At 64.0% G+C, this 14,846-nt stretch carries 14 protein-coding genes and 2 pseudogenes; 8 read left to right on the top strand and 8 right to left on the bottom strand.

The features are described from left to right. Positions 1-23 precede the first annotated feature (23 nt). Both AC0V7N_RS01070 and AC0V7N_RS01065 read right to left on the bottom strand, forming a co-directional pair. A complete protein-coding gene (locus tag AC0V7N_RS01070) occupies positions 24-1,385 on the bottom strand; it encodes a sensor histidine kinase (RefSeq protein ID WP_475453926.1) in 1,362 nt (453 codons plus the stop codon). Between the two features lie 10 nt (positions 1,386-1,395). Beyond that, the gene (locus AC0V7N_RS01065; RefSeq protein WP_475453924.1) at positions 1,396-2,070 is read right to left on the bottom strand and encodes a response regulator transcription factor; all 675 of its coding nucleotides are present in this window, start codon (positions 2,068-2,070) and stop codon (positions 1,396-1,398) included. 333 nt (positions 2,071-2,403) lie between these two features. On the opposite strand from AC0V7N_RS01065, the gene AC0V7N_RS01060 reads away from it, so the two are divergent. The 8 genes and pseudogenes from AC0V7N_RS01060 (at position 2,404) to AC0V7N_RS01025 (ending at position 10,445) form a co-directional block, all read left to right on the top strand. Next, positions 2,404-2,946, top strand: a complete 543-nt coding sequence (locus AC0V7N_RS01060; protein ID WP_496627654.1) for a class I SAM-dependent methyltransferase — start codon at positions 2,404-2,406, stop codon at positions 2,944-2,946. Between the two features lie 24 nt (positions 2,947-2,970). Beyond that, positions 2,971-3,588 carry a DedA family protein gene (locus tag AC0V7N_RS01055; RefSeq protein WP_475453920.1) on the top strand — a complete coding sequence of 206 codons (618 nt, stop codon included), beginning with the start codon at positions 2,971-2,973 and terminating at the stop codon, positions 3,586-3,588. A gap of 74 nt (positions 3,589-3,662) precedes the next feature. Further along, the gene (locus tag AC0V7N_RS01050; RefSeq protein WP_115141086.1) at positions 3,663-4,574 is read left to right on the top strand and encodes a LysR family transcriptional regulator; all 912 of its coding nucleotides are present in this window, start codon (positions 3,663-3,665) and stop codon (positions 4,572-4,574) included. Between the two features lie 217 nt (positions 4,575-4,791). Further along, a complete protein-coding gene (locus AC0V7N_RS01045) occupies positions 4,792-5,946 on the top strand; it encodes an ABC transporter substrate-binding protein (RefSeq protein WP_475453918.1) in 1,155 nt (384 codons plus the stop codon). 200 nt (positions 5,947-6,146) lie between these two features. Further along, on the top strand, positions 6,147-7,145 hold the full coding sequence (locus tag AC0V7N_RS01040) for an ABC transporter ATP-binding protein (protein ID WP_475453916.1): 999 nt from the start codon (positions 6,147-6,149) through the stop codon (positions 7,143-7,145). Between the two features lie 14 nt (positions 7,146-7,159). Then, positions 7,160-8,109, top strand: a pseudogene (locus AC0V7N_RS01035) (ABC transporter permease). Then, positions 8,099-8,913: pseudogene (locus AC0V7N_RS01030) on the top strand (ABC transporter permease). The pseudogenes AC0V7N_RS01035 and AC0V7N_RS01030 overlap by 11 nt, the downstream one beginning before the upstream one ends. 104 nt (positions 8,914-9,017) lie before the next feature. After that, positions 9,018-10,445: a gamma-aminobutyraldehyde dehydrogenase gene (locus AC0V7N_RS01025; protein ID WP_475453914.1), complete on the top strand. Its 1,428-nt coding sequence runs from the start codon at positions 9,018-9,020 to the stop codon at positions 10,443-10,445. A 210-nt stretch (positions 10,446-10,655) separates the two neighbouring features. Here AC0V7N_RS01025 and AC0V7N_RS01020 read toward each other — a convergent pair whose 3' ends face one another. From AC0V7N_RS01020 to fdhD, 6 genes are all read right to left on the bottom strand, one after another. Beyond that, entirely contained in the window at positions 10,656-10,970 is a 315-nt protein-coding gene (locus AC0V7N_RS01020; protein WP_096453170.1) for a hypothetical protein, read from the bottom strand. A 47-nt stretch (positions 10,971-11,017) separates the two neighbouring features. After that, positions 11,018-11,380 (bottom strand): nuclear transport factor 2 family protein, encoded by a 363-nt coding sequence (locus AC0V7N_RS01015; RefSeq protein WP_475453912.1) that lies wholly within the window; start codon positions 11,378-11,380, stop codon positions 11,018-11,020. Between the two features lie 75 nt (positions 11,381-11,455). Then, entirely contained in the window at positions 11,456-11,935 is a 480-nt protein-coding gene (locus AC0V7N_RS01010; RefSeq protein WP_475453910.1) for a carboxymuconolactone decarboxylase family protein, read from the bottom strand. A gap of 109 nt (positions 11,936-12,044) precedes the next feature. Beyond that, positions 12,045-13,598 carry an alpha/beta fold hydrolase gene (locus AC0V7N_RS01005; protein WP_475453908.1) on the bottom strand — a complete coding sequence of 518 codons (1,554 nt, stop codon included), beginning with the start codon at positions 13,596-13,598 and terminating at the stop codon, positions 12,045-12,047. A gap of 117 nt (positions 13,599-13,715) precedes the next feature. Beyond that, on the bottom strand, positions 13,716-14,024 hold the full coding sequence (locus AC0V7N_RS01000; RefSeq protein WP_475453906.1) for a formate dehydrogenase subunit delta: 309 nt from the start codon (positions 14,022-14,024) through the stop codon (positions 13,716-13,718). Further along, positions 14,014-14,844 (bottom strand): formate dehydrogenase accessory sulfurtransferase FdhD, encoded by an 831-nt coding sequence (gene fdhD, locus AC0V7N_RS00995; protein ID WP_475453904.1) that lies wholly within the window; start codon positions 14,842-14,844, stop codon positions 14,014-14,016. The genes AC0V7N_RS01000 and fdhD overlap by 11 nt, the downstream gene beginning before the upstream one ends. Positions 14,845-14,846: the final 2 nt, after the last annotated feature.

The following is a 14,846-nucleotide window of genomic DNA, read 5'->3' as shown; positions in this document are numbered from 1 at the left end:
GAACACCATTGATTGGTGAATTCCTATCTCGGCAAGGCGCGAAAACTCATCCTGAAGCAGGCGCCGCTCGGCTTGCCGTCGAAAATCTCGATCCGCCCGCCATGCAGTTGCATGATCTCCTGCACCAGGTTGAGGCCAAGCCCGGCGCCATGATCCTGTGGACGCAGCCGATAGAAGGGCTCGAAGATGCGTTCGCGCTCGGCTGGCGGTACGCCGTCGCCTTCGTCCCTCACCTCGATGACGGCTGGCGCGATGACGCCGACGGTGATCTTGCCCGCGCGGCCGCCATGCTCGATGGCGTTCTGGACGATGTTGGTCACGGCACGTTCGATCGCGGTGCGATCGCCGCTGGCGAAAACCGTTTCCCGTTCCGGCTCGAACGACATCTCGTACCCGGCCGAGAACGCCATCGGCGCGAGGTCGACAATGACGCCGCGCGCGATCGCCACCAGGTCGACCTTCTCGAAGGATGCGGTTTGCCGGTCGAGGCGTTGCAGGTCGAGCAACTGGTCGGTCAGCGTCGAAAGCCGTGCTGCATCCTGCAGCAGCCGGGCCCGCTCGGGTGTTGCCGGCAACGAGGCCAGGCGTGTGTTGAGGATGGCGACCGGTGTCCTCAACTCATGGGCGGCGTCGGTCAGGAAACGCTTGTGGCGTTCATAGCCTTTGTCGAGCCGCGCAAGGGCGGCGTTCACCGCCTTCACCAGCGGCGTCACCTCCATCGGCACGTCCTTCAGCGGCAGCTGTACGCCGCGCTGATCGATGTCTATGCGTTCGGCCTCGGCGGCCGCATGGCCAAGACCCGACAGCGCGCCGCGCACCACCCAGGGCGTCGCAAACAGCGTGGCCAGCGCCATCAGTCCGGCCAGCGGCAATATGCCCTGCAGGAAGAATTGCGGCGCCTGTCCGAGCAGACGCAGCAGCGAAAGCCCGCCCTTGGTGCCGGTGAACATCTGGACGTTGCCGGCCGCGGTGTCGGTCCAGCGGATCTTCCCCTCCGGCGGCGCGCTTTGCCCGATTGTATGGTCGATACGCGCATCGCTGATGGTGTCCAGCAGCCCGACAAAGGGCTGGAAGATGGCCGGCACCGTGCCCTCCTGCAGCCGCTGCCCCTGCTTGTCGCGGATGATGAACCAGAGGTCGGGGACATCGGATCGCAGCTTCGTTAGATCCGAGGTCTCACGCAGCATGAGCTTGCCGCCCGCATCGCGCGCAACGGCGTCCGCCAGCACATCCATCGTGCCGTCTTCATAGTCGTGTGGAATGAGGCCGGTGGCCAGCATGGCGCCGAGAATGCCGACGATGATCAGCGTCAGCATGGCGCATTGCAGCAAGGCGATACGCAGCACCAGGCTCCATTTGAGCGAACGCGGGCGCTTGATACTCATCGCTCGGCGCTCATGTCGTTTCGCGCAGGAGATAGCCAACGCCGCGAATGCCGTTGATCGTCACCCCGGCATCGGCGTCGGCCAGCTTGCGGCGCAGGCGTGACACATGGGTGTCAAGCGCGTTGGACTGGATCTCGTCGTCGAGGCCGAACACCGCTTCCATCAAGGCCTCGCGCTGCACCATGCGGCCGGTGCGCCGCATGAGCGCCTCCAGCACCAAGAGTTCGCGGCGCGGCAGGCTGAGCGGCCCGCCGCGGATTGCAGCCTCGCGATGTCCGACATCGAGCACCAGATCGCCGGCGCGGATGAATTGCGACTGCATCGGCGCCGGCCGCCTGAGCAGCGCGCGCAAGCGGGCCAGCAATTCCTCGAAGGCGAACGGCTTTGCCAGATAGTCGTCCGCGCCCATGTCCAGCCCGTCGACCTTGTCGGACGTTTCGCCCTTCGCCGTCAGCACCAGAACGGGCGTCGTGTTCTTCGCAGCGCGCAATCTCGGCACCAGCGACAGCCCGTCGCCGTCGGGCAACTGGCGGTCGAGCAGGATGGCGTCGTAGCTGTCGATGGCAACGAAGCCCTCCGCCTCCAGCAATGTGCCGGCGTGATCGACCACCATGTCGTGACGTTTCAGTGCTGCACGCAGCGCCGAGACCATTTCGGGCTCGTCCTCGACCAGCAAGATACGCATCCACACTCCCCAGGTATTCACATCGCTTCGGGCGCTACCGCGCCAACATTGCGTAGACATGGCAAAGCCGAATGGACCGGGCCCGGCAAGTTCTTTCTTTGCGCCAGCGATGTTGCGCAATGTCTATGCAATCCAGTCCCGGCAAACAGCGCCGGTCGGCAGGAACCGCCCATGCCGGCGTCAAGGCGTCGGGCCCGGATATGCAGCAACAGGTTCGGGTCCGGCGCCGAAACGAAATTAAACGCCACACCAAACTGGTTGGCGTGCTGTCGTCAGGAATTGAGGTTGGTTATGTCTGCAAATGACGCTCTGTCTTTTCTCATGGCGTGGACCGTGGCACCGTTCAGGGTCGGCTCCGTCACGCCGTCCAGTTCCAGCCTGGCGGCCTTGATGACGCGCGACATCGGTCCCGAGTCTGGCCCCGTGCTGGAGCTCGGTCCCGGAACCGGTCCGTTCACACGGGCGCTGCTGTCACGCGGGGTGAGGGAAGAGGATCTGACCTTGATCGAATCCGATCCGGATTTTGCGGCACTGCTCATGCGGCGCTTTCCCGCCGCCCGTATTTTCGAAATGGATGCCGTCGGTCTGCGACATCTGTCGCTATTCCAGAATCCGGTGGTTGGCGCTGCTGTCAGCGGGTTACCCTTCCGCCTGATTTCGCCGCGCAAGACGCTTGCCATCCTCGAAGGTGTCTTCGCCAACCTGCGCCCCGACGGGGCGCTCTATCAGTTCACGCTCGGCCGGCGCTGCCCGTTCGACCAGTCGCTGCTCGACCGGCTCGATCTCGAGGTGACGCGGGTCGGCCATACCTTTCGCAATTTCCCGCCAGCAACGGTCTATCGCGTCGCCAGGATCAAGACGCTGGGAATCTTATGATTGGCGCTTCGCATGACAGGTCCCATGACAGGTCCATTGTCGGCCATTCTCGGCTTAGGGCTGGTCGGCGTCTTCTGCCTCGCCTTCACCGAGAAAATCCTGCCTATCCCGCCCTCGCATGTGCTGCTGCTGTTCCTCGGCATGACGGCGGCGCCGGATGTGTCCACACTGGCGATCCTGCTGGCGGTGACGACGCTTGCCTCCTTTTCCGGATGCCTTGTCTGGTATGGGGTCGGCCGCCGGATCGGATTTGACCGTGCCGACAGGCTGATCGAACGTGCCGGCAGATATGTCTTCCTGCGCCCCGCGACCTACCGCAAGCTTGGACAGGCCTACCGGCGCAATCATGTCCGCGTGTCCTTGCTGGCGCAGTTCATCCCGACCGTGCGCAATTACCTGCCGATAGCGGCCGGTGCGCTTTGCCTGCCCGCTCTGCCCTTCGCGGCCGCGACGTTGCTCGGCGCTACGCTGTGGAACTGCGGCTTTCTCGTAACCGGCTATCTCTTGCACGGCAGCGGCCAGGATAGCTTCACTGTGGGCTTCCGCATCATTGTCATCGTGGTGGCGCTGGAGACGGCCTTCATGCTGGCGCTGCGCTATGGTCCCGCATGCCGGCGGCGCATCAGGCTGATGCTCGGCTGAGCGCACAGCACCAGTCATGGGATAAGCTCCGCCATCGGCTTTCCTTCCCTTGTCCGCCGGTGTTTAGTCCGGCCATGGCCTTCACCATCCGCCAGTTGCAGTTCTTCATCGCCGTCGCCGAGCAAGGCACGGTGTCGGGCGCGGCGCAAAACCTTTCCATCTCGCAATCGTCGGTCACCGAAGCGATCAAGGAACTCGAAAGCGATCTCGGCGTCGAACTGTTCGAGCGCCATCCGCGTGGCCTCAACATCACCCACAAGGGCCATCAGTTCCTGCGCCACGCGACCAAGATCCTCGCCGACGTGTCCGACGCCCGCCGCTCTTTTTCCGGCGAACAGGCGGTGGCGGGCGGTCGGCTGCAGCTCGGTGTCACCTCGCTGGTCGCCGGCTACGTGCTGTCGGATCTGCTTTCCCGCTACCGCCGCGCCTATCCGGGCGTCGAGGTCTCGGCCATCGAGGACAATGGCGATTATCTCGAACATCTCCTGATCGGCGGCAAGCTCGACATTGCCGTCATGGTCACCTCCAATTTGCGCGACCGCACCGCGCTGCAGTCGGAAATCCTCGAGGTCTCGGCCTACCGTCTGTGGCTGCCGCTCGGCCATTCGCTCGCCGGCGCCGACATCATCAGCATTGGCGACATTGCTGGCGAGCCGCTGATCATGCTCACCGTCGACGAGATCGAGGAGAACACCGGCAAACTGCTGACGGCGATCGGCGCCAAACCGCATGTCGCATTCCGCACCCGCTCCGTGGAAGCGGTGCGCAGCCTGGTCGCCACCGGCGCCGGCGTGGCGCTGCTGCCCGACCTTGTCTATCGGCCCTGGTCGCTGGAAGGCGACCGCATCGAATCGCGCGATATTTCGGGCTCCTTGCCGGTGGTACAGGTCGGCATGGTCTGGCGTCGCGGCTCCGGCCTGCCGCAAGCGGCGCGCGATTTCATCGGCCTTGCCCAGTCGCAGCGGACGGTCCGCCAGCGCCCCTGATTGAAGAGTGTCTATCTATCGGAAAAACCGATATCGCCTTTCTGATAAATGAATTTGCGAAACCGGAATTTTCCAAGCACCTTCCGTTCCGGGGACCAAAGCCGCCACCAGAGCGACATCAAGTCCACAGGACGAACCGGCAGTTTTACAGTCCGCGCGTGATCTGGCGAAAGCCGGAGCGGTTTCGGGGATCATGCGCCAAAATGGGAGATTGATGATGAATTCATTCCTGAAGTCATGCACTGCGCTTACGGTCGCGCTGACCTTCTCGGGTCAGGCCATCGCCCAGGTCAAGGAACTCGGCAAGGGCGAAGGCCAGGTCAACATCGTTGCCTGGCCTGGCTATATCGAGCGCGGCGAGACCGACAAGGGCTATGACTGGGTCACCGCCTTCGAGAAGGACAGCGGCTGCAAGGTCAACGTCAAGACCGCCAACACCTCGGACGAGATGGTCTCGCTGATGAACGAGGGCGGCTTCGATCTCGTCACGGCTTCGGGCGATGCCTCGCTGCGCCTCGTCGCCGGCAAGCGCGTGCAGCCGATCAACACCGATCTCATTCCGAGCTGGAAGGCGGTCGACGATCGCCTCAAGGACGCGCCCTGGTTCACCGTCGACAAGGTGCACTACGGCGTCCCCTATCAGTGGGGTCCCAACATCCTGATGTACAACACCGAAGTGTTCAAGGAAGCGCCGAAGAGCTGGAACGTCGTCTTCGAGGAGATGAAGCTGCCGGATGGCAAGTCCAACAAGGGCCGCGTCCAGGCCTATGACGGCCCGATCCACATCGCCGACGCCGCCAATTACCTGATGTTTCACAAGCCGGAACTCGGCATCAAGGACCCCTACGAACTGAACGAGGACCAGTACAAGGCAGCCCTCGACCTGCTGCGCGTCCAGCGTACCCTGGTCGGCCGCTACTGGCACGATGCCGCCATCCAGGTCGACGACTTCCAGAATGAAGGCGTCGTCGCCTCCGGTTCGTGGCCGTATCAGGTCAACACGCTGGTTGCCGCCAAGAAGCCGGTCGCCTCGACCGTGCCGGAAGAAGGCGTCACCGGCTGGGCCGACACCACCATGATGGAAGCCGACGCGGCTCATCCGAACTGTGCCTATATGTGGCTCGAGCATTCGCTGTCGCCGAAGGTGCAAGGCGATGTCTCGGCCTGGTTCGGCTCGCTGCCGGTCGTGCCCGCCGCCTGCAAGGGCAATGAATTGCTCGGCGAGGAAGGCTGCAAGACCAACGGCTACGACAATTTCGACAAGATCAAGTTCTGGAAGACGCCGGTCTCGAAATGCGTCACCCAGAACGACCAGTGCGTGCCTTATTACCGCTGGGTGTCGGACTATATCGGCGTCATCGGCGGACGGTAATGCCATCGCCCTCTCCCTTGTGGGGAGGGTCGACACGCAGCGTCGGGGTGGGGCCTATCCGCTAGCTCCGCGCTATCACCCCCACCCGCGGCTTCACCTCCCCCATCGAGGGGGAGGTGAAGCGGTGTGCGAATTTCGCGATCCTGGCCAGATTTGTAGCTGAGGATGATTTTGATAAACCGGCAACAGACTGACAGCCCATGACCTCAGCCGTCTCCTTCCAGAAAGTCTCGCGCCATTTCGGCAGCGTTCGCGCCGTCGACGCGGTCGATCTCGACATTGCGTCGGGCGAGTTCTTCGCCATGCTCGGGCCGTCCGGATCTGGCAAGACCACCTGTCTGCGCCTGATCGCCGGTTTCGAGCAGCCGACGGCGGGTTCGATCTCGATCTTCGGCGAACGCGCCGAGGGCGTGCCGCCCTATCGCCGCAACGTCAACACCGTCTTCCAGGACTATGCGCTGTTCCCGCATCTCAATGTGCTCGACAACGTCGCCTACGGGCTGATGGTCAAGGGCGTCGACAAGGCCGCGCGGCACAAGGCGGCGGAAGAGGCGCTGTCGCTGGTGCGGCTGCCTGGCTATGGCGCCCGCCGCCCCGGCCAGTTGTCCGGCGGCCAGCGCCAGCGCGTTGCGCTCGCCCGTGCGCTGGTCAACCAGCCCAAGGTGCTGCTGCTTGACGAGCCGCTCGGCGCGCTCGACCTCAAGCTGCGTGAAAACATGCAGGAGGAGCTGAAATCGCTGCAGAAGGCGCTCGGCATCACCTTCGTCTTCGTCACCCACGACCAGGGTGAGGCGCTGTCGATGGCCGACCGCGTCGCCGTCTTCAACGACGGCAGGATCATGCAGATCGGCACGCCGGAGGACATTTATCAGCGGCCGAAGACGCGTTTCGTCGCCGATTTCGTCGGCTCCTCCAACGTGCTGCCGCCGGACTTCGTCCAGCGCTATTCCGGCCAGCATCGCTGGGGCAGCCTGCGTCCCGAATCCATTCGCGTCGGCCGCGCCGCAAGCGGCGAAGGTGTCGCCGCGCGCCTCGTCTCGACCAATTATCTCGGCGCGACCACCAGGCTGGCGCTCGATGCCGACGGGCTCAAGCTGCACGCCATCGTGCCGGCCGGCACGACCCTGCCGGCGGAAGGCGAGGCGGTGGTGCTCACCTTCAACCGCGAGCACCTGCATTTGATGGACGAGCCGGCATGAGCCTCGACGTCACCATGCCGCGCGCCACGGCCCCCGCCATCCTGCCCGGCAGCGGCGGCATGCGTGGTGCGCTGTCGGACCTGTTCTGGCGCAAGCCTAAGGTCCTGCTGCTGCTCATGCTGCTGCCGCCCGTCCTGTGGCTCGGCATCGTCTATATCGGCTCACTGTTCGCGTTGCTGGCGCAGAGCTTTTCTCCATCGACGAGTATTCCGGCCTCATCAACCGTCAGTTCACGCTGAAGACCTATGGCGACCTGTTGCAAGCCGCCAATCTCGACATCATCCTGCGCACGGTGACGATGGCGGCTCTGGTCACGCTGGCCTCGGCCATCGTCGCCTTCCCGATCGCTTATTACGCGGCCCGCTATGCGCGCGGGCGCTGGAAGGCGCTGTTCTATCTCGGCGTCATGCTGCCGCTGTGGTCGAGCTATTTGGTCAAGATCTACGCCTGGAAGCTGATCCTCGCCAAGGAAGGCATTTTGACCTGGCTGCTCGCCAAGCTGCATTTGCTGTGGCTGCTCGATGCCTGGCTGTCGCTGCCGGTCGTCGGCGGCAACTCGCTGTCGGTGTCGTTCACCGGCACCTTCATCGTCTTCGTCTATGTCTGGCTGCCGTTCATGATCCTGCCGGTTCAGGCAGCCCTCGAGCGCGTGCCCGGCAATCTGGTCGAGGCTTCCTCCGATCTCGGTGCTTCGCCGGGCCAGACCTTCCGCAACGTGCTGTTCCCGCTGGCACTGCCCGGCATCGTCGCCGGCTCGATCTTCACCTTCTCGCTGACATTGGGCGACTACATCATCCCGCAGATCATCGGCACCTCGCGCCTGTTCATCGGCCAGGCGGTCTATTCGCAGCAAGGCACCGCCGGCAACATCCCGCTCGCCGCCGCCTTCACCGTGGTGCCCATCGTCATCATGGGTTTCTACCTCTGGGGCGCCAAGCGCATGGGGGCCTTCGATGCGCTCTGACCGCGGCCAGTCCGCACCTCTTTCGCTGAAGATCGCCGCCGCTTGCGGCCTGCTGTTCTGCATCTGCCGATCCTGCTGATCTTCGTCTACGCCTTCACCACTGAGGAGAAGAGCTTCGTCTGGCCGCCGCCGGGGCTGACCACGCAATGGTTCGCCGTCACCTGGAACCGGCCTGACGTCTGGGAAGCGCTGTCGCTGTCGGTGCGCGTTGCCGCCATCTCGACGGCGATTGCGCTGATCCTCGGCACGCTCTGTTCAGCGGCGGTGTCGCGGACAAAGTTCTTCGGCCGCGAAACCATCTCGCTGCTGGTCATCCTGCCGATCGCGCTGCCCGGCATCATCACCGGCATCGCGCTGCGCTCTGCTTTTTCGCTGGCCGAGATCCCGTTCTCGTTCTGGACGATCGTGCTCGGTCACGCCACCTTCTGCGTCGTCGTCGTCTACAACAATGCGGTCGCCCGCTTCCGCCGCACCTCCGGTTCGATGATCGAGGCCTCGATGGATCTCGGCGCTGACGGTTTTCAGACCTTCCGGCATGTCGTGCTGCCCAACATCGCCACCGCGCTGCTCGCTGGCGGCATGCTGGCTTTCGCTCTGTCCTTCGACGAAGTCATCGTCACCACCTTCACCGCCGGCCAGCAGCAGACCGTGCCGATCTGGATGTTGGAGGAATTGATCCGTCCGCGCCAACGTCCGGTCACCAATGTCGTGGCCATGGTCGTCGTGCTGGTGACGCTGCTGCCGATCCTGTTTGCCTATTACCTGACCCGCGACGGTGACCAGATCGCGGGCAGTGGAAAATGAAAACAGCGAATAGGGAGTAGCGAATAGCGAATAGGGAAATCGATAGCCAAACCCTACTCGCTATTCGCTATTCGCTACTCGCTCCTGTTAAGGGAGAGACTTCCATGGACACCCAGATGCTGATCGGCTCGAAATTCGAGAAGGGCACAGAAGCCGAAGAGCCGATCCTCAATCCGAAGACGGGGGCGACCATTCTCAACCTGCCCGAGGCCAGCCAGGCGCAGATCGAGGCGGCGGTGCTGGCCGCCGAACAAGCGTTCGTCTTGTGGTCGCGCACCACGCCCGCGCAGCGCTCCGGCTACCTCCTGAAGATCGCCGACCGCATCGAAGCTGAGGCCAAGGACTTCGCCGCTCTTGAGGCGCTGAACTGCGGCAAGCCGATCAATGCCGTGCTCAATGACGAGATCCCGGCGATCGTCGACTGCTACCGCTTCTTCGCCGGCGCAGTGCGTTCGATGCCGGGCGTTGTCGCCGGCGAATACCTGCCCGGCCACACCTCGATGGTGCGGCGCGACCCGATCGGCATCGTCGCCTCGATCGCGCCGTGGAACTATCCGCTGATGATGATGGCTTGGAAGCTGGCGCCTGCAATCGCCGGCGGCAACACCGTCGTCTTCAAGCCGTCGGAGCAGACGCCGCTGACGGCGCTGAAGCTGGCCAAGATTCTGGCCGATACCCTGCCGGAAGGCGTCGTCAATGTCGTGCTTGGCCGTGGCGACAGCGTCGGCAACACGCTGATCAACCACCCCAAGATCAACATGATCTCGATCACCGGAGATGTCGCCACCGGCAAGAAGGTGCTGCAGGCCGCCGCCAAGTCGGTCAAGCGCACGCATCTCGAACTCGGCGGCAAGGCACCGGTCATCGTCTTCGACGACGCTGATCTCGGTGCCGTCGTCAACGGCCTGCGCGCCTTCGGCTACTACAATGCCGGCCAGGACTGCACCGCCGCCTGCCGCATCTATGCCGGCAAGAAGATCTACGACAAGCTCGTCGCCGATCTCTCTTCGGCGGTTTCGACCATCAAGTACAACCAGCCGGACGACACCGAGAACGAGATCGGCCCGCTGATCTCGCGCCGCCAGCGCGACCGCGTGTCGAGCTTCGTCGAACGCGCCTCGGAACTGAAGCACATCGAGATCACCACCGGCGGCAAGCCGGGCGAGGGCTCCGGCTTTTACTACCAGCCGACCGTCATTGCCGGTGCCTTGCAGGAGGACGAGATCGTACGCCGCGAAGTCTTCGGCCCGGTCGTCTCGATCACCCGCTTCACCGAAGTCGACGAGGCGGTCAAATGGGCCAATGACAGCGACTACGGCCTGGCGTCATCGGTGTGGACCAAGGACGTGTCGCGCGCCATGGCGACGGCGGCCCGCCTGCAATATGGCTGCACCTGGATCAACACCCACTTCATGCTGACCAACGAGATGCCGCATGGCGGGCTGAAACAGTCCGGCTACGGCAAGGACATGTCGCTTTACGCGCTGGAGGATTATACCGCCGTGCGGCATGTGATGGTGGCCCACGGCTAGTTTTCCCTTCTCCCCTTGTGGGGCCCGAAGGGCGGGCGAGGCCCGTGACTCGCCCCGGGCGGTGGATCGGCGCGCAGCGCCGAGCCGGATGAGGGGTGTTCCAGCTTGACGCCAGCTTACCCCTCACCCGGATTGCCAACCGATTTGTGAAGGACAAATCGTGGCAATCCGACCTCTCCCACAAGGGGAGAGGTAAGACCGCAGCCGCCGCTATTCCACGATGCGATAGATATTCCACAGGCTGGAGCCCGACACGACATAGGGCTCTATCTCCTTTCCCCATTTGGCGTGCGCGTCGATCTTGCCGATCTTGGCGAACATCGCCTCCAGCTGGGCCAGGCTTTCGACCTGGTGGTGCGACTCGACCGTGGCCTCCCGTGCGCCGATCGATCCGGTCATGATCTGGAACTTCAGCTCGGCCAGGCCGACCTGCGAGCCGATCTCGCGCTCCCATTTTTTCAGCAGGTCGAGCACGGTCTGTTTGTGTCCGAATTTGGCGTCGATCTGCCATCTGGCGCTGAACATCTTCTTCTCCTCCAGGTTTGCGGCCCAGGCCGCTGTTGATCTACCTGCTATTCGTCCCAGGCCTGCACGACGGTCTGCCGTGCGATCTGCCCGTTCTTCAGTTCCAGCATTGCGGCGGCGAACACCTTGGTGCCGTCCGGATAGGCACAGGCCTGGGTGAAGGCCAGGCTGTTGCCGTCGGCGATCGTGGTGTCGACCTTGTGGGTCATCGCCCGGCTGCAGATGTCGTCCCAGAAGGTGGTGATCGCCGCGCGCCCGCGGATCTCGCGCGGCTTGCTCGGCGGGTTGTTGCGGTCGATCACGCGCACCAGCGCGTCGTCGGCGTAGAAGCTCGACAGCGTCTTGCCGTCACGGGTTTCGATCGCCTTCTTGATGGCCGCGCCATCCACGGCTTGGGTCTTGGTCAGCATTTCATCCTCCATGGCCCGTCTTCGGGCGGTTGATGTGCGGAAGTCTGCCCGACGCTTATCGATGGGCAGTGTCGTTCACTGCGACTTCGCCTTGACGGCCGCGAAGACGTCGTCGGTCTGCTTCTTGAAAGTCGCGAGATCGACCTGGCTGCCGTTGAGCATCGTCGACCAGTGGCGCACGATCGCTGCCATCGCGATCGTCTCCTTGATCTCCTCGTCGCTGGCGCCGTTGAGCTTGGCCGCCTCGGTGTGGAAATAGATGCAGTACTGGCAAGGTATCTGCGCGGCGACCGCAAGGCCGATCAGCTCCTTGGTCTTGCCGTCCAGTGCGGTCTTGGGGTTGAGCTGCACGCCCTTGATCTCGGCCCAGGCGCCGGCGATGGCGACGTCAGGCAGTGTCTTGAACATGTCCGGCACCGAGCCGAGCGTCGCCTGGATATCCTTGTAGGCGGCTGCCGCCGATACATCCTCGGCCTTTGCGGGAGAGATCGTGAACAGCGCGCCAATGCCTGCCGCGATCACCAATGATCTGACATTCAATTTTGACTTGAGCATTTCATCCTCCGTTCGCAGCGCCTTCCCGGCGGTATCCGCCTGGCCTGCATGGGGGGAATTGATAGCGCTTGCATCGGCGTGCCCGCTTCGCCCGAAAGCGCCATGGCTCTCATGGCCCGTCCGGGCCAGCGTGCCTGGCGGAAAATGCCGCCGCTGCCGCGCGCGATGGCAGGTCGAGCTTGAGCAGAATGTTGGCGACGTGACGCTTGACCGTGTGCTCGCTCAGCCTGAGCTCGGCGGCGATCGCGGCATTGCTCTTGCCATCGGCGATCAGGTTCACCACCTCGCTTTCCCGTGCCGTCAAAGCGGCGGGTTCCGTCGGCTTAGACTTTGGGCGGCAGGCCGGTTCCAGATGCTGCTCCGACGTCGCATGCACCACCGGCAACGGCTCGTCCAGTTCGCCGAGGCTGACGCGGCCGGCGTCGACGAAATGCAGGCCGGACCCCGCCGCCAGATCGGCAACCAGCCGAGAGGCCAGAATGTCGCCACGCGCGGCATGGTTGGCCAACTGCATGGCCACGCGGGCTGTCAGTCCGGCAGGCGGGCCGCGCGCTTCGATCTCGCCGACATGCACCCCTTGCGCGCTCGCCACGCCGATCTGTTGTGCCGCCTCGCGCAGCGCCGCCGCACAGCGTATGGCGCGCGCCGGCCCGTCGAAGCGCGAGATCATCAATTCGCCATGGGTGCCCGCAGCACGTCCGCCATGGCGTCCGACCAGCAGCCGCCAGCTCTCCTGAAAGCGCTGACTGCGCTCGTGCCACATGCGGTCGCCAAGCTTGGCGGTGTCGTAGATGCGCGTCACCAGCAATGCGGCAAGCACACGCTCCGTGTCCGCCACCGCCGGCTGGCCGGTAAGAAACTCCTCGATCAGATCGGCAACGCGGTCGACATCGCCGGTCCAGACCGGATGGTCGCGCCCGGCGATCTCGACCAGCCGTGCATTCGGGATCTTCTTCGCCAGGAAGCGGCTGGCCTCGGGATCGACACGAACATCGTTGCGGCGATGGATCAGCAGTGTCGGCGCGCTGATCGCGCCGAGGATGTCTCGCACGTCGATCCCGGCATTCATGCGGGCAAGTGCGGCTGCCGCGGTCGGGCTTGCCGACAGGCGCTCGAAACGTCCCCACCATGTTGAAAAGTGGGTATCGTCCACTCGGCCCGGTGCAAAATTCGGCAAGGTCGCGCCGGTGCCCCAGGCCGTTTCGGCCGTAGCAATGAAGGCATCGAGGCGTTCCGGCGACATCACCCATTTGTGGAAATGCGCATAGCCGCCATAGAGCGCCAGCGCCCGCGTCCGCTCCGGATAGATGGCGGCGAACAGCATCGCCATCGGCGCGCCCTCTGAAGCGCCGAGCAATGCCGCCCGGCCGCTGCCGGCCGCATCCATCACCGCGCGCACATCGTCCATGCGGGTTTCGAGGCTCGGCAGTTGATGGGCATCGACACGGTCGGAGAGGCCGGTTCCGCGCTTGTCGAACAGGATCAGCCGTGAGAATGCCGACAGCCGCCTCAAGAGCCTTGTATAGCCCTCGTCTTCCCAATGCAGGTCGAGATTGGAAATGAAGCCCGGGACGAAGACGAGATCAAGCGAACCCTGGCCGACCACCTGATAGGCGATCCGCACCTCGCCACTGCGGGCATATCGGGTCTCGATCGGCCTCACGAGGTTTCTTCCGCCCGGCCTGACGATTTCTGATCGTCGACCATAGCAGAGCCGCGTCGATAGCGGCAGCTCAAACTTTAGCGGAAAGGAATGTAAGCCCGCGCGACCGGCTTGCGGCTACTTCTGCGATGCGGCGACGTCTGCCGGGGAGGGCTTGAGCCCAAGCTTGAGATCGGCCTCGGCTGGTGTGATCGGCCGCTTGATCCTGGCCGATGCAGCCACGACGAGTTCGTCGAAGCCTTCGCCGCTGTCCAGCAGTTCGAAGAACTGCCGCCGCATCCGGGGCTCCCAGAACTTGTTGATATGCTCGGCGATGCCGGCAATCCCTTCCTCACGCGACTTGGAATGGAAGAAGGCCGCGATCTGGTTGGCCATGCGCACCAGCTTCTCGCTGGTGCTCGTGATATGATCTTCGTCATGCGACATGCTGGGCAACTCCCAAGACCACCCGGTCGGGGTGGGTGAAAACATCGAAATCATCACCGCGCACCAGCGCCACCAGCGTCATGCCGGCCTCTTGCGCGGTGCGGATGGCAAGGGCCGTCGGCGCCGAGACGGCGATGATGAAGGCCGCGCCGATAGAGGCGGTCTTTTGCACCATCTCGACCGACACGCGCGACGTCACCACGACAGCGCCCGACGCGCCGTCGATGCCGGCTTTCGCCAACGCGCCGGCCAGCTTGTCCAGCGCATTGTGGCGCCCGACATCCTCGCGCGCCATGACGACGCCCTTGCCGGGGATGTAGAAGCCGGCGGCGTGCACGGCTCCGGTTTCAGTGTGCAGAGGCTGCACCTTCGACAACAGCTTGACGGAGCGCACGATGTCGTCCGCATCAAGCGTAAGTTTTGACGCACCAACGGCATCGACGGAGCGCATCGCTTCCTCGATGGATTCGATGCCGCAGAGCCCACAGCCGACCGGGCCGGCTAGCCTGCGCCGCCGCGCCTCGAAGCGGGTATTGGCCTTGTCCTTCAGCCGGATCTGGATGTCGATGCCGGCGCCATGATCTTCGACCTCGATGGCCTCGATTTCTTGCGGGTTAGCAATGATGCCTTCGGTCAGCGAAAAGCCGAGCGCGAAATCCTCGAAGTCAGCCGGGCTCGCCATCATCACCGCATGGGTTGTGCCGGCGAAGGAGAATGCCACCGGCGTTTCCTCCGGCACCATGCGGTTGGCCGCAGCCGTGCCGCTGGCGCGGTGCGCCAGCCGCGATATCTGCGTCGTTGCTTTGCGGCGCGCGGCCAAGA

It is taken from the genome of Mesorhizobium kamtschaticum (genome assembly GCF_056174585.1).
Note: the sequence above shows the minus strand (reverse complement) of the source record. Positions and strands in the feature narration are given on the sequence as shown.